The sequence below is a fragment of the Geodermatophilus dictyosporus genome, from assembly GCF_900115505.1.
GTDB classification, from domain to species: domain Bacteria; phylum Actinomycetota; class Actinomycetes; order Mycobacteriales; family Geodermatophilaceae; genus Geodermatophilus; species Geodermatophilus dictyosporus.
Window position 1 is genome coordinate 56,250 of record NZ_FOWQ01000004.1, and the last position, 16,205, is coordinate 72,454.

A 16,205-nucleotide genomic window follows, 5' to 3' on the forward strand; every position below is an offset into this window, starting at 1 on the left:
CGAGGGCCAGAGGACGGGACGGAGCCCCGGTAGTCGAAGGACCCCCGTGCCCCCCACCGCTCGCAGGCTCGCGGCGGGACCCTGCACGGGGGCCGGGACGGGGGCGGTGCCCCGGTAGGTTGGACGGGTGAAGGCCGACCACTTCGAGCAGCAGAAGCTGCTGGCCCTGGCCGACGAGGACGTCGCGCTCACCCAGCTCTCCCACCGGCGGCGCACGCTGCCCGAGGTCGCCGCGGTCGAGGCCGCGGCGGAGGCCGAGCGCACCTTCGCCGAGGCGGTGGTCCGCGCCGAGACCGAGGTGCGCGACCTCGACCGCGAGCAGAAGCGGCTCGAGGCCGACGTCGACACCGTCCGGCAGCGGGCGGCCCGCGACCAGTCGCGCATCGACTCCGGCGCGGCCACGCCGAAGGAGATCACCTCGCTGCAGTCGGAGCTGCAGTCGCTGGCCCGGCGGCAGTCCGACCTCGAGGACCAGGTGCTCGAGCTCATGGAGCGCCGGGAGACCGCCGACGCCGCGCTGGTGGCCGCGCAGGAGGGCCGGGCCTCGGCCGTCGCCGACCGGGAGCGCGCCGAGCAGCTGCGCGACGACGCCCTGGCCGACGTGGCCGACTCCACCGCCCGGCACGAGGCGAAGCGCGCCGAGGTCGCCGCCGGGGTCTCCGACCCGCTGCTGTCGCTGTACGACCGCATCCGCACCCAGACCGGCACCACCGGCGCGGCGGTGCTCAAGGCCCGCCAGTGCCAGGGCTGCCGGATCGAGCTCAACGGCCGCGAGCTCGCCGCCGTGCGCAACGCCGACCCGCACGAGGTGGTGCGCTGCGAGAACTGCGGCCGGATCCTGGTCCGCACCGCCGAGTCCGGGCTGTGAGCCGGCGGCTGGTCGTCGAGGCCGACGGCGGGTCGCGGGGCAACCCCGGCCCGGCCGGCTACGGCGCGCTGGTGCGTGACGCCGCCACGGGGCGGGTGCTCGCCGAGCGCGCCGCCTCGGTGGGCCGGGCGACCAACAACGTCGCCGAGTACGGCGGCCTGGTCGCCGGGCTGCAGGCCGCGCTGGACCTCGACGCGGGCGCCGACGTCGAGGTGCGGATGGACTCCAAGCTCGTCGTCGAGCAGATGTCGGGCCGCTGGAAGGTCAAGCACCCCGACATGCAGAAGCTCGCGCTGCAGGCCCGCGACCTCGCCCGGCAGCTGGGCAGCGTCCGCTACACGTGGGTGCCCCGAGCGCAGAACGGCGCCGCCGACGCGCTGGCCAACAGCGCCATGGACGGCAGGCCGGTCCACCGGGACGCCGCCGCCGAACCGAGCACCAGGGCCGACGACGTCCAGCCGGCGGCCGAGCGCGCGCCGGCGGTCACCACCGTGACGCACCTGCTGCGGCACGGGCAGACCGAGCACACCCCCGAGCGCCGGTTCAGCGGCCGCAACGACCTGCCGCTGTCGGCCGTCGGGCGGGCCGAGGCCGAGGCGGCCGCCGAGCGCGCCGCCGGCCTGGGCGTCGAGGTCGTCGTCGCCTCGCCGCTGCGCCGCACGCGGGAGACCGCCGAGATCGTCGCCGCCCGTCTCGGCCTGCCGGTGGCCCTCGACGACGACCTGGTCGAGATGGACTTCGGCGACCTCGAGGGGCTCACCGCCGACGAGGCCCGCACGAAGCACCCGCTGGCCGCGCGCCGGGTCTTCACCGAGGTCGACGTCCCCGCGCCGGGTGGCGAGTCGGTGGCCGACGTCAGCCGCCGGGTGGCGCGGGCCCGGGCGCGGGTGCTGCGCGAGCACCGCGGGCGCACCGTGCTGCTGGTCAGCCACGTCACGCCGATCAAGCTGCTGCTGACGGCCGGTCTCGACGTCGACGACGCCGTCGTCCACCGGCTGTTCCTGGGTGCGGCCTCGCTGTCGACGGTCGCCTGGTCCAGCGACGGCCGGCACTCCGTGCGCCTGGTGAACGACACCGCGCACCTGCGCTGACCTCCGCCGCGAGATCTGCACAGTGGTGGCCGTGCTCCGCTGATGGCCACCAGTGTGCAGATCTCGCGCGGCGCTACAACCGGCCGGCGTCGATGACGCGGGCGAGGAACCGCCGGGTGCGCGGGTGCTGCGGCTCGCCGAGCACCTGCCCCGGCGGGCCGGACTCCAGGAGCACGCCGCCGTCGAGGAAGGCCACGGTGTCGGCCACCTGGCGGGCGAAGCCCATCTCGTGGGTGGCCATCACGATCGTCATGCCCTGCCCGGCGACCTCACGGACCAGTGCGAGCACCTCGCCGACGAGCTCGGGGTCCAGGGCGCTGGTCACCTCGTCGAGCAGCAGGACCCGCGGGCGGACGGCGAGCGCGCGCACGATGGCCACCCGCTGCTGCTGGCCGCCCGACAGCCGGTCGGGGAACTCGGCGGCCTTGTCGGCCAGCCCGATGCGGTCCAGCAGCGCCTGCGCCTCCTCGACCGCCTCCGCCTGCGGCCGGCCGTGCACGACCGTCGGCGCGAGCGTCACGTTGTCGAGCACCGACAGGTGCGGGAAGAGGTTGTAGGCCTGGAAGACGACGCCCATCCGCCGGCGCACCCGGTCGGCGTCGACCCGCGGGTCGGTGACGTCCTCGCCGTCGAGCAGCACCTGGCCGTCGTCGACGGTCTCCAGCAGCGAGGCGCAGCGCAGCAGCGTGGACTTGCCCGACCCCGACCCGCCGATGAGCGCCACCACCCGGTGCTCGTCGACGGCGAGGTCGACCCCGCGCAGCACCACGGTCGGCCCGAACGCCTTCACGACGCCGCGCAGCTCGAGGACGCTCACAGCAGCGAACCGCTCTGCTGGCGGCGGCGCGCCCGGGCGGTGACCGCGTCGGCCAGCCGCGCCGAGGGGACGGCGAGCAGCACGAACAGCAGCCCCGCGACGACGTAGGGCGTGAAGTTGAAGGTCCGGCCGACCTGGATCTGCGCCGAGCGGACGGCGTCGATCGCGCCGAGCACGGAGATCAGGCCGACGTCCTTCTGCAGCGCGACGAAGTCGTTGAGCAGCGCCGGGGTCACCGTGCGCAGCGCCTGCGGCAGCACGACGATGCGCATCGTCTGCCGGTGGGTCAGGCCGAGGGAGCGGGCCGCGGCGCGCTGGCTGGGGTGCACCGACTCGATGCCCGCGCGGAACACCTCGGCGACGTAGGCGGAGTAGACGAGCACGATCGCCGCCGTCCCCAGCACGAACGGCGACGTCGGCACGCCCTGCAGGCCCAGTGCGGGGAACCCGAAGCCGACCAGGTACAGCACGATGATCAGCGGCACGCCGCGGAACAGGTCGACGTACACCGTCGCGAGGATCCGCAGCGGCGCGAACGCCGGGCCGCGCAGCGTGCGCAGCGCCGCGGTGCCCAGCCCGACGACGAGCACCAGCACGCCGCCCACGACGAGCACCTGCAGGTTGACCAGCAGCCCGCGGGCGATGTCGGGCAGCGACTCCAGCGCCGCCGACGGCGAGAAGAACGTGGCCTGCACCCGCGGCCAGCCCGGCGAGCGGGTGACCGCGAACCACGCGACGAGGGCGAACAGCAGCGTGGAGGCCAGCGCGACCAGCGTGGAGCGCCGGGCCCGGCGGGTGCGCCAGGCCCGGCGCTCGAGCTCGAGCGCGCTCGGCGGGGGCAGCGCCGCGCCGGGGCGGACGGTGCTCAGGACAGGACGGGCGCGTCGGCGACGTCGGAGAGCCACTGCTGCTCGAGGTCGGCGAGCGTGCCGTCCTCGCGCAGGGCGTCGACCGCCTGGCTGACGCAGTCGGTGAGCGGGCTGTCCTTGGCCAGCAGCAGGCCGAACTGGTCCCCACCCTCACCGGAGTCCTCGAGCTGGCCGACGATCACGCCGTCGTCGAGCTCGGCGGCGGTGATGAAGAAGGCGGTCGGCAGGTCGACGACGATCGCGTCCACCTGGCCGTTCTGCAGTGCGAGCTTGGCGTCGTCGTTGGTGTTGAACACGACCGGGTCGCTCTCGGGGGCGATGACGTCCGTGAGCACCTGGAGGCTGGTCGTCGCCACCTGGGCGCCCAGGCGCAGGCCGCGCAGCTCCTCGGTGCTCGTCGCGCCGTCGGCCGCGGAGCCCGCCGTCGTGATGACCGCCTGGCTGACCGTGTAGTACGGCGAGGAGAAGTCGACGGCCTGCCGGCGCTCCTCGGTGATGGAGAACTGGTTGACGTCGACGTCGAACGGCCGCGGGCCGGGCTGGATGGCGGCGTTGAACGGCACGCGGGTCCAGGTGACGTCGTCCTCGGCGTAGCCGAGCTGCTCGGCGACGGCGTAGGCGACGGCGGACTCGAAGCCCTGCCCGTTCTCGGGCGTGTCGTCGACGAACCACGGCTCGTACGCCGGCTGGTCGGTGGCGATGGTGAGGGTGCCGGGCTCCAGGGTGTCGAGCTCGTCGGGCGTGCAGGCGCCGGTGGCCGCTGCGCTCCCTCCCGTGGAGCCGGTGTCGGTGGACTCCTCCTGCGGGGCGCACGCCGCGAGCGCCAGCGCGGTGGCGGCCAGGACGAGGGTGATCGGGCGACGACGCATGGGGGATCCCTTGGCTGTGGTGGATCGACGCGGGGGATCGTAGGGCCGCCGCCGGTGCGTCCGGCCGCACCGCCGACCGTCGACCGGTGCGTCGAGGACGGCCGGCCCGCGGAGCCGGGAGCGAGGAGGTGGGCGGCCCGGGCACGTCGTCGTCCCGCGCGACGTACCCGTCCAGCGACACCGCCGCGGACAGGACACCCGGCCCATGACCCCGTCCGGAGGGGAGACGTGCGGAGACCGCGGAGTTCCTGACCGGCATGGGCGCCGGCGACGTCGGCGGGCAGGCGCTGCGCGGGTCCGGTCGACCGGGTGGTGCTCGCGCCGGTCCCCGGTGGTCCTGGGCTCGGGGCGGCCCTGCTCCGGCGCGGGCGGGCCGCCGGGGATCGCGTTCCCGGACCCGGTGGTCGTGCAGGGCAGCCGGGTGACCTCCCTGGCGTAGGACGTGCGGCGCTGGACGGGAAGCGGGCCGGGCACGGGGGTGTTGCACGGGACACCCCGCTCCCGTCCGCGACGACGAGGCGGGGACGATGAGCCTCCCGCGACTGCCTCCGAGGAGCCCCGTGACCGCGACCGCCGCGCCCGCCACCACCGCCGTCCCCGGCGACGAGCGCACCCTCTCGCCCGCCGAGTACGAGAGCTGGGCGGCCGAGATCCGCCGGCTGGCCGACGAGCGCGGCGCGGTCGTCCTCGCGCACAACTACCAGGTGCCCGAGATCCAGGACGTCGCCCACTTCACCGGCGACTCGCTGTACCTGTCGCGGGTCGCGGCGCAGACCGACGCCCGCGAGATCGTCTTCTGCGGCGTCCACTTCATGGCCGAGACGGCGAAGATCCTCTCGCCGGACAAGACCGTGCTGCTGCCCGACCACGACGCCGGCTGCTCGCTGGCCGACTCGATCACCGCCGAGCAGCTGCGCGAGTGGAAGGCCGAGCACCCCGGCGCCGTCGTCGTCAGCTACGTCAACACCACGGCCGCGGTGAAGGCCGAGACCGACGTCTGCTGCACGTCGTCGAACGCCGCCGACGTCGTCCGGTCGATCCCGGAGGACCGCGACATCCTCTTCTGCCCCGACCAGTTCCTGGGCGCGCACGTCAAGCGGGTCACCGGGCGGTCGAACGTCCACGTCTGGGCGGGGGAGTGCCACGTGCACGCCGGCATCAGCCCGGCCGACGTCCGCGCGCAGGTGGCTGCCCACCCGGACGCGGAGATCCTGGTGCACCCCGAGTGCGGCTGCACCACCTCGGTGCTCGACCTGGTCAGCCACGGCGACCTGCCGGCCGAGCGCACCCGGGTGCTGTCCACCGGCGGCATGGTCGAGCAGGCCGCGACCACGACGGCCGGGCAGGTATTGGTGGCCACCGAGGTCGGCATCCTGCACCAGCTGCGGGCGCTCAACAGCGGGACGGACTTCATCCCGATGAACAGCCGCGCGGCCTGCCGCTACATGAAGATGATCACCCCGGCCAAGCTGCTGCACACGCTCCGCACCGGCGAGGGCGCGGTCGACGTCGAGCCGGGGACCGCAGCCCGTGCCCGCCGCGCCGTCGAGGCGATGATCGCCATCGGCGAGCCCGGCCGCGGCGGGGAGTGAGCCTCAGCGCAGCACGTCGGCGGAGATGTCGGCGACGATCGCGCGGAACGTCCGGGTGTCCACCTCGTCGTCGGTGGTGACCCGGACGATGTCCGACACCTGCTGGGGGGTCGTGGGCCGCACGGCCGCGGCACGGGCGGCGGCGATGAGGTGGAGCTGCTGGACGCGGGCGGGGTCGTTGCGCATGCGGTGACGCTAGGCACACCCGTCCGCCGATCCGGGGCACACACGCGTGTCCGGGGCGACGGGTGGACCCGTCCGTCACACCCGTCCCGCGAGGGCGGTGCCGTCCCGCCCGGTCAGATCCGGGTGAACAGGTACACCGACACCGCGACGCCGAAGGTCACGATGAGCACCCGCAGCGGGGTCGCGGGGATGCGGGTGGCCACCCGGGCGCCGAGGAACCCGCCGACCAGGCTGGCCGGGGCGGCCACCGCGACCACCGTCCACGCGACCGGCCCGAACAGGCCGAAGACGACGAGCGTGACGGTCGCCGTCACCGCGGACAGCGCCGACTTCAGCGCGTTGGCCAGCGGCAGCCGGTGCAGCGCCGTGCCGAGCACGCCGACCAGGATCACGCCGAGCGCCCCGCCGAAGTAGCCGCCGTAGACGGTGGCGAGGAACAGCGCCAGGTACAGCCACCACGGGTCGCGGGCGGCGCCGTCGTCCCGGTCGCGCAGCCGGCGGGTGAGCAGCGGCTGCAGCGCGAGCAGCAGGCTGGCCAGCAGCACCAGCACGGGGACGACGACGTCGAAGGCCTCGCTCGGCGTCGTCAGCAGCAGGACGCTGCCCGCCGTGCCCCCGAGCACCGAGACGAGCCCCAGGCGGACCAGCCGCCCGCGCTGGCCGGCGTACTCGCGGCGGAAGCCCAGCATCCCGCCGAGGTAGCCCGGCCACTGGGCGACGGAATTGGTGACGTTGGCCGCGACCGTGCCCAGCCCGAGCGCGACCAGGGTGGGGAACAGGATCAGCGACCCGCCGCCGGCGATCGAGTTGATCGCGCCGGCGCCCAGGGCCACCGCTGCGGCGATCAGCAGGTCGGCGGCGGACACGAGCGGGCAGCCTACGGTGACCGCATGCGCCTCCCCGCCCCGGCGACCTGGCTGGCCGCCGCCCTCGGCGGCTCCGGCGTGCTGCACCTGGTGCGGCCGCGGACCTTCGAGGTGCTCGTCCCGCCGGAGCTCGGTGACGCCCGCGCCTGGGTGCTCGGCACCGGCGTCGCGGGGATCGCGACCGCCGCGCTGCTGACCGTGCCGGCCACGCGGCGCGCGGGTGGCTGGTCGGCGGCCGGGCTGCTCACCGGCTTCGTGCCCGCGCACCTGCAGCACTTCCGGGTGGCGCGGGGGAACCGGCTGTCGCTGGCCGCCGCGGCCGTCCGGCTGCCGCTGCAGGCGCCGATGATCGCCGCGGCGCTGCGGGTGGCCCGCGGCCGATGACCGACGTCGTCCTGGTGCACGGGGCCTGGCACGGCTCGTGGAGCTGGCGGCGGGTGTTGCCGCTGCTGTGGGCGGCCGGGCACCGCGTGGTGACGGTGACGCTGACCGGCCTGGGCGAGCGGGCCCACCAGCTCTCCCCGGCGGTCACGCTCGGCACGCACGTCGAGGACGTCGTCACCGCGGTGCGGGCCGAGGAGTGCACGGGTGCGGTCCTGGTGGGGCACAGCTACGGCGGTGTGGTGGTCACGGGGGCGGCCGACCGGCTGGGCGCGGAGGTCGGCGCGCTGGTCTACGTCGACGGCGTCGTCCCGCTGCCGGGGGAGAGCTGGTCGACCCGCAACCCGCCGGAGGTGCAGGCCGCCCGGCGTGCGGCGATCGGGCGCTCCGGGTCGCTGCCGACCCCGCCGCCGGAGGCGTTCGGGTTGTCCGGCGCCGACGCGGAGTGGGTGGCGCGCCGGCAGACGCCCCAGCCCGGCGGGGTCTACGACGACCCCGTGCACTTCGACCTCGACCGTTGGCTGGCCCGCCCGCGCACCTACGTCGACTGCACCAGCCCGGCGCTGGGCACCGTCGAGCCGGCCAAGGAGCTCGTGCGCTCGCAGCCCGGGTGGGAGGTCGTGCCGCTCGCCACCGGGCACGACCCGATGGTCAGCGCGCCGGCCGAGCTGGCCGAGGTGCTGCTGCGGGTCGCCGCCCGCTGACAGACTCCCGATCCGTGACCGACGAGCCGCCCCTCGAGGCCCTGCCCGACGACTGGCAACGGGCGCTGGTGCTCGTCGCGCACCCCGACGACATCGAGTACGGGCCCGCGGCCGCCGTCGCCACGTGGACCGCGGCCGGCCGCGACGTCCGCTACGTGCTGGCCACCAGCGGCGAGGCCGGCATCGCCGGGCTGCCGCCGGAGGAGGCCGGGCCGCTGCGCGAGACCGAGCAGCGGCGGGCCGCCGAGGCCGTCGGGGTGTCGGTGGTCGAGTTCCTCGGGCACCCGGACGGCCGGCTCACCGAGGGGCTGGAGCTGCGCCGGTCGCTGGCGGCGGCGATCCGGCGGCACCACCCGGAGCTGGTGGTCACCGTGCACTTCGGCGAGACCTGGACGCCGCCCGAGGTCGCGCCCGGCTACTGGAACAGCGCCGACCACCGGGCGCTTGGCCGGTCGGTGCTCGACGCGGTGGGCGACGCGGCCAACGAGTGGATCTTCCCCGAGCTCGCCGACCAGGAGCCCTGGCGGGGCGTGCGGTGGGTCGCCGTCGCGACGCCCGTGGGGGTCACGCACGTCGTCGACGTGGAGGACGCCGTCGAGCGGGCGGTGGCCTCGCTGCTGGAGCACCGGCGCTACCTGGCGGCGCTGTCGGACGACCCGGTCGAGGAGCAGGCCCGGCGGCAGGTGGAGCTGGCGACGGCGCCGTCCCCGCGGTCGGGCGGACGGCGGGTCGCGGGCTTCCGGCTCTACGCCGGTTGACCTCGCGCCGCCCTCGGCCCGTGCGGCCGTCGTCGGCTCGCGCGCCCGACCTCGCGGCAGGGTGCCCGGCCTCGCGCTGCGGGGCGAGGTCGGGCACCGCGACGCGAGGTCGAGGGGGTGGCTGCCACGGGGGCGCGGTCACGCCGCGCCCCCGTGGCCCGCCGGTCAGGAGCCGAAGCTGACGTGCACGTGGTCGAAGTGGTTGGCCGTGGCCGACCCGCGGTCCTCCATGGGCTGCCAGCCCGAGCCGCCGATCAGGTAGATCCGCTGCTTCCAGATGACGTAGTCGACGTTCATCCGCGACGCGTTGGCGATGACGTGCTGGGCGACGGCGTCCCCGGTGGCGGAGTCGCTGCCGACCATGAAGTCGGCGGCCAGTTCCTGGGTCGGGGAGTGCCCGGGTCGGGTGTAGACCGTCGGCACGTCGAAGGCCGCGACGACCTCGGCGACCACCGGGCGCACGTGCGCCGCCCACGCGCTGTAGGCGGTCGAGGTGGGCGTCGGCTTGCCGGTGAGGTTGCCGGAGACCGCGGGGGCGGCGGCCGGAGCCGCTGCGGGGGCGGCCGCGGGTGCTGCGGCCGGGGCAGGCGCGGGCGCGGGTGCCGAGTTCGTGGTCTCGTTCCCGGACCCGCGGTCCCAGCCGCGACCGCGGTGGTCGTCGGCCTGGGCGGCCGACTGCCCGGCGAGGGCGAAGGTGACGGCGAAGGCGCCGACCGCCGCCGTGCGGCGGACGGCGCGGCTGCGGGGAGCGCGGTGCTTGGGCATGGTGAAGAGAACTCCTGGCGGTGGGGGTGTTCGCGGGCGCCGCCGTCTGCTCAGCGGTCGCCTCTGCGGCAGGGCCCGTGGACGGGCAGCCGAGACCGCGGCCGGCGTGGTGGGCCCGCCGTGGAGGCGTGGCCGTGAGGGAGCCGGTCGGGTCCGGTCGTGGGGAGCGGCGCGGCGTGGACACCCAGGTCCGGGTCGCGGCGTCGCTGTCCGAGGGTGTGCGGGGGCGCAGGGGCCTCGAGGGCGCCCGCGCGGTGGTTCTCCTTCTCCCTTGGCCGCCTACCGGGTCAGCTGACGGGTTCGGGCGGGGATCTGCGCCCTACCCGCCTCCCGAGCCGGGCTCGGAGGGCGGGACTCACCCCAGTGGTGCGGTGGGTCCCCGGTTCACGGCCACGGAGGGTGGCTGCGACTCGGCGGCGTCCGGCGCGGTTCCCCCGGATGGGGGAGGTGACGACCGGTCCGGACGCCCGAAAACCTAGGTTCGTCATCGAACTGTGACAACTCCGGATCGGCCGGCTCGGCGGGTTCACCGGTTCCCGTGTGCGTGTCGTCACCCGTACCGGCGTGTCGACGCGGTTCCGAGTCGGGGCGTCGCGTCGTCGCGCCACCCGGGGCACCCGGGGCACCTAGACTCGGGGCACGACGGACGAGTCGGCTGGGCGGTCGCGTCGGCGGGGGAGACCCCGTCGCCGAGGAACGTCCGGGCTCCACAGGGCAGGGTGGTCGCCAACAGCGACCCGGGGTGACCCGCGGGACAGTGCCACAGAGAACAGACCGCCGGCGGTGCCTCCTCGGAGACACGGCCGGTGAGGGTGAAACGGTGGTGTAAGAGACCACCAGCGCACCGGGTGACCGGTGCGGCTCGGTAAACCCCACCCGGAGCAAGGTCGAGAAGGGACGGTGGGCGACCGCCGTCCCGCGCAGGCGTTCGAGGGCTGCCCGCCCGAGCCTGCGGGTGGACCGCTCGAGCCCGCCGGCAACGGCGGGCCTAGATGGATGACCGCCCATCGGGAGGCCGTGAGGCGCCCGAGGACAGAACCCGGCGTACAGGCCGACTCGTCCGTCGTCCCCCGCCTGACCTGCTGCTTCAGGTCCGGCGGGGGTCCCCGTTACTCAGAGGTTCCGCAGCCGCGGGAGCCAGCACGGCGTCCACCAGGGCCCGTGTCCGGTCGTCGGAGTCCGGCCAGAGGTGGCTGTAGGTGTCGAGGGTCTCGGAGGCGCTCGCATGACCGAGCCGCGCCTGGGCGGTCCTCACCGGCTCGCCGTGCTGGATGAGCAGGCTGGCTGTCTTGACGGCCGGCCGTCACACGGTGGGCAGGAAGGCCGTCCGGCGGATGGGCGTCCCGAGGTCGGCCGTGGAGACGAACCCGTCGCTCGGCCACCGCACGAGGTGGGTGGCGAGGGTGACTCGCTGTGGCCTGGCCGATGACTCTCCCGTGCCGTGCTGGTCCGTACTCCCGGTGGCGACTCACGGGAGGCTGACGCCATGCGGAGACTGACCTTCGGCATGAACCTGAGCCTGGACGGCTACACCGCCGCGCCCGGCGACGACCTCGGCTGGAGCGTGCCGAGCGACGAGCTGTTCCAGTGGTGGTCCGACCGGGTGGAGGCGACGGGCCTGGCGCTGTACGGGCGCAGACTGTGGGAGGCGATGAGCTCCCACTGGCCGACCGCCGACCAGCAGCCGGGCGCCACACCGGCGCAAATCGAGTACGCCCGCCGCTGGCGGGACATGCCCAAGGTGGTGTTCTCCTCCACGCTCAGCGCGGTCGACGGGAACGCCCGCCTGGTCACCGGTGACGCGGTTCCCGAGATCACCCGGCTCAAGGCCGAGGACGGCGGCCCCATGGACGTCGCCGGCGCCACCCTCGCCGCGGCGGCCATGCGGGCCGGGCTGATCGACGAGTACGCGATCGTCACCCACCCGGTCCTGGTGGGTGGCGGCACGCCGTTCTTCACGGCCCTGGACAACTGGGTGGACCTGACCCTGGTGGAGACCCGGACGTTCCCTGGCGGTGTGCTCCTGACCAGGTACGAGACCAGGCAGTGAGCACCCGACCTCGGATCGGCTTCGGGCCGCCCGAGCCGTGACGCAGTCGTGCGGTCGTGATGACCGGCCGGCGGCCGGGCACCAATTCCGGCCAGGGAACGTCGTGGCGGTCTGCGGTCGAGTGGAGCCCCTCGGGTCCCGGTCGACGGCCTCTCGCAGGTGGGCTGCGCGCGGAGCAGCTCGCTCAGGCGCCTGCGACCGGCGGAGCGGTGGGGTCGGCGGTCGAGGCCGTGACCTCCCGGAGCACGTAGTCCTCGATCGTCTCCAGGTCGTGCGTGGAGCGCTTCACGATGGTGAGCAGGTCGCTCATCTTGCTGACCTCCTCGATCTGCTCCTTGATGAACCACTGCATGAACTGGTCGGAGGCGTAGTCGTCCTCCCGCCGCGCGACGCCGATGAGCGCGTTGATCTGCTGGGTGACCCGCTTCTCCTGGTCCAGCGCGAGGGCGACCGGTGCGACGACGTCCGGGAACTCGTTGACCGGGGCCGGGACGGCGGGGATGCGCACCGGCGCGTCCGAGTCGAGCAGGTAGCGGACCATCATCATGGCGTGCGCGCGCTCCTCGACCGCCTGGTCGAAGAAGAGCTGAGCCGTCCGGGGCATGGTCAGCTGGTCGAAGTAGACGGCGCAGGCGACGTACTGCTGGTGCGCGGCCAGTTCGTTGCCGATCTGCGTGTTGAGCAGCTCGACGAAGGCAGGGGCGGCCATCGGGACTCCCGGACGTGTGCGGTGGCGGTCTGCGGACGTTATCCGGTGACCCGCCCGTGCCCGTGGAACGCCCGCGAAGGGAAGGCTAGCCTCACCGTGTGGCGAAGTCGGCGCGGATGCCCAAGAAGAAGTGCTGCGAGGACAAGCCGCGCTGCAAGCGGTGTCCCCTCCGCGCCCTCGCCGAGGGGACGCTCCCGACGGGGTACACGGTCAAGAAGCGCCGCCTGGTGAAGGTGGAGAAGGCCGGCGAGGTGCTCGCCAAGAGCACCCGGAAGGCCGCCTGAACCGTCCCGTCACCGCGCCTCACCCGGCCGGGGTCACGCCAGGTCCGGTGAGCGGCGACGCCCCACCGCCGTGACTCGACCGGCCGCCACCATCACCGCACCGTCGGGTCGGCCGATGGCCCGACCTGCGGCCGCCGAGGCGCCGAGGACCACCGCCGGGGTCAGGAGGAGCCAGGGGCTCGGCCTCCCGCGCCTGCGGCGACGCGAGGGCGCCCGTCGTCCGTCGGGGACGCGACCACCCCTCACCACGCGCGCATCGGGGTCGGCGGGATGACGGGGTCGCGGTCCTCGACGCGGCAGTCGCCCGTTCGGGTGCCGGGTCCACCTCCGGTGTGCGGCTCCGCGTCGTCCCGAGCGGGCTGCGCACGTGCAGCTGCGATGAGTCCCGCCCTCGTGCCGGGTCTTACCGCTCACACCGGACGCACATCGCACCCGAGGAGAGCGGCATGACCGCGAGCTACACCTTCGACGTCTTCGCCAGCCTCGACGGCTTCGGCTCCTTCGACGGCGGCGACTGGGGCGGCTACTGGGGCAAGCAGGGGCCCGAGTTCCTCGACCACCGCCTCGCCCAGTACCGCGAGGAGCAGCGGATGGTCCTCGGGGCCACCACCTTCCGGGACTTCGTGCAGCTGCTCGGACCGGGCGCCGAGGACGCCGTGGTGACCGACCCGATCAACCACCGGATGCGGACCATGCCGACGACGGTCGTGTCGACGACGCTCGAGGGACCGCTCGACTGGCCGGACGCGACCCTCGTGCACGGTGACGCCGTCGACGTCGTCGCCCGGCTCAAGGAGGAGTCCGACGTGCCGCTGCGCTCGCACGGCAGCCTGTCGATGAACCGGGCGCTGATGGCCGCCGGGCTGGTCGACCGCGTGCAGCTGACGGTCTTCCCGGTGATCACCGGGAAGACCGGGGTGGACCCGGTCTTCCGCGGTGCGGCCGACTTCGACCTCGAGCTGCTGGAGAGCCGGACGTTCGACGGCCGCACCCAGGAGCTCGTCTACCGCCCCACCCTCCACGGCTGACCGCCGCACCCACCCGACCGAGAGGAGCGACCGTGACCGACCTGCAGTCCCTCGTGGCCCCGACCTGCGACGGCCTCGCCACCCTGCTCGCCACCGCGCCCGCCGAGACCTGGGACGCGCCGTCGCTGTGCGCGGGCTGGCAGGTCCGGCACGTCGTCGCGCACGTGACCATGCCCGCGCGGCTGACGCCCGAGCAGTTCGGCGCCGGGATGGCGGCGGCCGGCGGGGACTTCACCGCCTTCTCCGACACCGTGGCCGCGCGCGACGCCGTCCTGCCGCCCGCCGAGCACCTGGACGCGCTGCGCTCCCCGCGGCTGCACGCGTGGCAGCCGCCCGGCGGCGGCGCGGCCGGGGCGCTCAGCCACGCCGTCATCCACTCCCTCGACGTCACCGTCGCCCTCGGCCGGCCGTCGGTCGCACCGGCCGAGGCCGTGGTCGCCGTCCTCGACCACCTCGCCGCCGCCGACGGCGCCCACTTCGGCGTCGACCTGACCGGCGTCCGCCTCGAGGCCACCGACACCGACTGGAGCCGGGGCAGCGGCGACGTCGTGCGCGCCGACGGCGGTGCCCTCCTGGCACTGCTGAGCGGCCGCACCCTGCCCGACGGCCGGGCCCTGCGCCGCGGCTGAGCCCGGCCGGCCACGACACGGCGCGACACGCGGCGAGGGGACGACAACGGCCGGAACCCCCTCGTGACCGGTCCGTCACAGGCTGGCAGCATGGCCGGACGTGAGGAAAGCCACTGTCCCGCTCGCCGTCCTCGGCCTGCTCCTCGCCGGAGCCGGCACCGCCCAGGCGGCTCCCGCCGACGGTCCCGTCCCGCCGGGGCTGGTCGCGCTGGGCAACCCGGAGTTCACCGCCAACGCGATGGCACCGCTGAAGGTGACCGACTGGGCCGACTTCGAGGCCGACCTGGACGCCGTGGCCGCCTACGGCGTGGACGCCATCAGCGTCGACGTGTGGTGGGGCGACGTCGAGGGCGCCGCCGACAACCAGTTCGAGTGGGACTACTACGACCGCGTGTTCGAGGTCATCACGGCCGCGGGCCTCGACCTCGCCCCGATCCTGTCGTTCCACCAGGCCGGCGGGAACGTCGGCGACGACTACACCAGCCTGCTGCCGGAGTGGCTGTGGGAGAAGTACGCCGGGCGCAGCTCCCAGGGCGTCCACCTCGACGAGTACGGCCTCCAGCACCGCAGCGAGCAGGGCAACCACAGCCGCGAGAGCGTGCAGGGCTGGGCCGACCGGCTCGTCATGAACGAGTACCGCGACTTCACGCGGGCCTTCGAGGACCGCTACGGCGACCGCTACGCCGAGGACGTCGTCGAGGTCAACGTCTCGCTGGGCCCGTCCGGCGAGCTGCGCTACCCGTCCTACAACCAGCACGACGAGGGCACCGGCTACCCGACGCGGGGCGCCCTGCAGGCGTACTCGCCCCTGGCGATCCGCGACTTCCAGGAGACGACTCTGGCGCGCTACGGCTCCCTGGCCGAGGTCAACCGCGCCTGGGGCACCGACCTCACCTCGCGGGACCAGATCGCCCCGCCGGAGGACGCCGAGGCGTTCTTCACCAGCCGGGCGTACCTGGAGACGCAGTACGGCCGCGACTTCGTCGACTGGTACAACGGCTCGCTCGTCGACCACGGGGAGCGGGTGCTGCGCACGGTCATCCGCACCCTGGGCGACGAGTTCCCCGGGGCCGACATCGGTTACAAGGTGCCGGGCATCCACTGGTCGATGACCCACCCCGTCCACCCGCGGGCCACCGAGGTCACGACCGGTCTCATCCAGACCAGCGTCGACGTCGACTCGTGGGCGACCGGGCACGGCTACCAGCGGATCGTCGAGCTGGCCAACCGCTTCGACGGCGGCCCGCGCGAGGTGGTCGTGCACTTCACCGCCCTGGAGATGGACGACCAGGACTACGCGCCGCAGTACTCGCTGGCCCAGACCCTGGTGCAGTGGATCGGCGACTACGCCCACCGCGCCGGCGTCGAGACCAAGGGCGAGAACGCCCTGGCCGGCGGGCTCTACTCCGAGGAGGGCTGGGACAACATCGAGGAGGCGTTCGCCGGCTGGGGCTACCTGGGCCTGACCGTGCTCCGAGTCGGGGACGTGTCCGAGGGCGTCGGCGCACGCCGGTACGCGGAGCTGATCGCGACGTACGGCCCCCAGCGCTGACGCCCGTACGGGGCCTTCTCCCCGCCGAGGCGGTTGCGCCCGGGTGCTGCCGATGGTCCTCGCGCTGCTCGACGCTCCACCGGACGGGACCGCCGGGTAGCGCACCGGTCGCGCCCGCCGGGCCGGACCGGACGCCGTCGTCCGGTCGGTGGGCGGGCCGGCGGCCCTAGCGTCGCGGCACCGACCA

18 protein-coding genes, 1 other RNA gene and 1 riboswitch are annotated in these 16,205 nt (G+C 74.7%); of the genes, 12 read left to right on the forward strand and 7 right to left on the reverse strand.

Annotated features, from left to right (window positions below):
* The first annotated feature begins 127 nt into the window (after nucleotides 1–127).
* Complete coding sequence (locus tag BMZ33_RS10925) at nucleotides 128–868, forward strand: zinc ribbon domain-containing protein (RefSeq protein WP_091110010.1); 741 nt, start codon at nucleotides 128–130, stop codon at nucleotides 866–868.
* Nucleotides 865–1,959 (forward strand): bifunctional RNase H/acid phosphatase, encoded by a 1,095-nt coding sequence (locus BMZ33_RS10930; RefSeq protein ID WP_091110013.1) that lies wholly within the window; start codon nucleotides 865–867, stop codon nucleotides 1,957–1,959. The genes BMZ33_RS10925 and BMZ33_RS10930 overlap by 4 nt, the downstream gene beginning before the upstream one ends.
* 73 nt (nucleotides 1,960–2,032) lie before the next feature.
* Here the strand turns inward: BMZ33_RS10930 and BMZ33_RS10935 are convergent, their stop codons facing one another.
* The 3 genes from BMZ33_RS10935 to BMZ33_RS10945 are packed head-to-tail and all read right to left on the reverse strand — an operon-like array spanning nucleotide 2,033 to nucleotide 4,514.
* Nucleotides 2,033–2,776 (reverse strand): amino acid ABC transporter ATP-binding protein, encoded by a 744-nt coding sequence (locus tag BMZ33_RS10935; protein WP_091110014.1) that lies wholly within the window; start codon nucleotides 2,774–2,776, stop codon nucleotides 2,033–2,035.
* On the reverse strand, nucleotides 2,773–3,681 hold the full coding sequence (locus tag BMZ33_RS10940; RefSeq protein WP_169064166.1) for an amino acid ABC transporter permease: 909 nt from the start codon (nucleotides 3,679–3,681) through the stop codon (nucleotides 2,773–2,775). Before BMZ33_RS10940 ends, BMZ33_RS10935 begins: the two co-directional genes overlap by 4 nt.
* Nucleotides 3,642–4,514 carry an ABC transporter substrate-binding protein gene (locus BMZ33_RS10945; protein ID WP_091110016.1) on the reverse strand — a complete coding sequence of 291 codons (873 nt, stop codon included), beginning with the start codon at nucleotides 4,512–4,514 and terminating at the stop codon, nucleotides 3,642–3,644. Before BMZ33_RS10945 ends, BMZ33_RS10940 begins: the two co-directional genes overlap by 40 nt.
* Before the next feature lie 560 nt (nucleotides 4,515–5,074).
* On the opposite strand from BMZ33_RS10945, the gene nadA reads away from it, so the two are divergent.
* A complete protein-coding gene (gene nadA, locus BMZ33_RS10950; RefSeq protein ID WP_169064167.1) occupies nucleotides 5,075–6,106 on the forward strand; it encodes a quinolinate synthase NadA in 1,032 nt (343 codons plus the stop codon).
* 3 nt (nucleotides 6,107–6,109) lie between these two features.
* Here nadA and BMZ33_RS10955 read toward each other — a convergent pair whose 3' ends face one another.
* Together BMZ33_RS10955 and BMZ33_RS10960 are read right to left on the reverse strand one after the other, a co-directional pair.
* Entirely contained in the window at nucleotides 6,110–6,292 is a 183-nt protein-coding gene (locus BMZ33_RS10955) for a hypothetical protein (protein WP_091110021.1), read from the reverse strand.
* A gap of 113 nt (nucleotides 6,293–6,405) precedes the next feature.
* Complete coding sequence (locus tag BMZ33_RS10960) at nucleotides 6,406–7,158, reverse strand: sulfite exporter TauE/SafE family protein (protein ID WP_091110024.1); 753 nt, start codon at nucleotides 7,156–7,158, stop codon at nucleotides 6,406–6,408.
* 24 nt (nucleotides 7,159–7,182) lie between these two features.
* Here BMZ33_RS10960 and BMZ33_RS10965 point away from each other — a divergent pair, with 24 nt between their 5' ends.
* The 3 genes from BMZ33_RS10965 to BMZ33_RS10975 are packed head-to-tail and all read left to right on the forward strand — an operon-like array spanning nucleotide 7,183 to nucleotide 9,001.
* Entirely contained in the window at nucleotides 7,183–7,542 is a 360-nt protein-coding gene (locus tag BMZ33_RS10965; protein ID WP_091110026.1) for a DoxX family protein, read from the forward strand.
* Entirely contained in the window at nucleotides 7,539–8,243 is a 705-nt protein-coding gene (locus tag BMZ33_RS10970) for an alpha/beta fold hydrolase (protein ID WP_091110029.1), read from the forward strand. Before BMZ33_RS10965 ends, BMZ33_RS10970 begins: the two co-directional genes overlap by 4 nt.
* 14 nt (nucleotides 8,244–8,257) lie before the next feature.
* Nucleotides 8,258–9,001 (forward strand): PIG-L deacetylase family protein, encoded by a 744-nt coding sequence (locus BMZ33_RS10975; RefSeq protein WP_091110032.1) that lies wholly within the window; start codon nucleotides 8,258–8,260, stop codon nucleotides 8,999–9,001.
* Between the two features lie 165 nt (nucleotides 9,002–9,166).
* Here BMZ33_RS10975 and BMZ33_RS23255 read toward each other — a convergent pair whose 3' ends face one another.
* Nucleotides 9,167–9,766 (reverse strand): VldE C-terminal domain-containing protein, encoded by a 600-nt coding sequence (locus BMZ33_RS23255; RefSeq protein WP_091110035.1) that lies wholly within the window; start codon nucleotides 9,764–9,766, stop codon nucleotides 9,167–9,169.
* Between the two features lie 261 nt (nucleotides 9,767–10,027).
* Nucleotides 10,028–10,192, reverse strand: a riboswitch (cyclic di-AMP (ydaO/yuaA leader).
* Nucleotides 10,193–10,413: 221 nt separating this feature from the next.
* Here BMZ33_RS23255 and rnpB point away from each other — a divergent pair.
* Together rnpB and BMZ33_RS10995 are read left to right on the forward strand one after the other, a co-directional pair.
* An RNA gene (gene rnpB, locus BMZ33_RS10985) (RNase P RNA component class A) lies at nucleotides 10,414–10,829 on the forward strand.
* Between the two features lie 423 nt (nucleotides 10,830–11,252).
* Entirely contained in the window at nucleotides 11,253–11,816 is a 564-nt protein-coding gene (locus tag BMZ33_RS10995) for a dihydrofolate reductase family protein (protein WP_091110038.1), read from the forward strand.
* A gap of 184 nt (nucleotides 11,817–12,000) precedes the next feature.
* On the opposite strand, the gene BMZ33_RS11000 is transcribed toward BMZ33_RS10995, so the two are convergent.
* The gene (locus tag BMZ33_RS11000) at nucleotides 12,001–12,525 is read right to left on the reverse strand and encodes a ferritin (RefSeq protein WP_091110041.1); all 525 of its coding nucleotides are present in this window, start codon (nucleotides 12,523–12,525) and stop codon (nucleotides 12,001–12,003) included.
* Nucleotides 12,526–12,623: 98 nt separating this feature from the next.
* On the opposite strand from BMZ33_RS11000, the gene BMZ33_RS11005 reads away from it, so the two are divergent.
* From BMZ33_RS11005 to BMZ33_RS11020, 4 genes are all read left to right on the forward strand, one after another.
* Entirely contained in the window at nucleotides 12,624–12,809 is a 186-nt protein-coding gene (locus BMZ33_RS11005) for a hypothetical protein (RefSeq protein WP_091110043.1), read from the forward strand.
* Nucleotides 12,810–13,255: 446 nt separating this feature from the next.
* The gene (locus BMZ33_RS11010; protein ID WP_091110046.1) at nucleotides 13,256–13,837 is read left to right on the forward strand and encodes a dihydrofolate reductase family protein; all 582 of its coding nucleotides are present in this window, start codon (nucleotides 13,256–13,258) and stop codon (nucleotides 13,835–13,837) included.
* Between the two features lie 32 nt (nucleotides 13,838–13,869).
* Nucleotides 13,870–14,466: a maleylpyruvate isomerase family mycothiol-dependent enzyme gene (locus tag BMZ33_RS11015; RefSeq protein ID WP_091110049.1), complete on the forward strand. Its 597-nt coding sequence runs from the start codon at nucleotides 13,870–13,872 to the stop codon at nucleotides 14,464–14,466.
* Between the two features lie 100 nt (nucleotides 14,467–14,566).
* Nucleotides 14,567–16,018, forward strand: a complete 1,452-nt coding sequence (locus BMZ33_RS11020; RefSeq protein ID WP_091110053.1) for a family 14 glycosylhydrolase — start codon at nucleotides 14,567–14,569, stop codon at nucleotides 16,016–16,018.
* The last annotated feature ends 187 nt before the right edge of the window (nucleotides 16,019–16,205 follow it).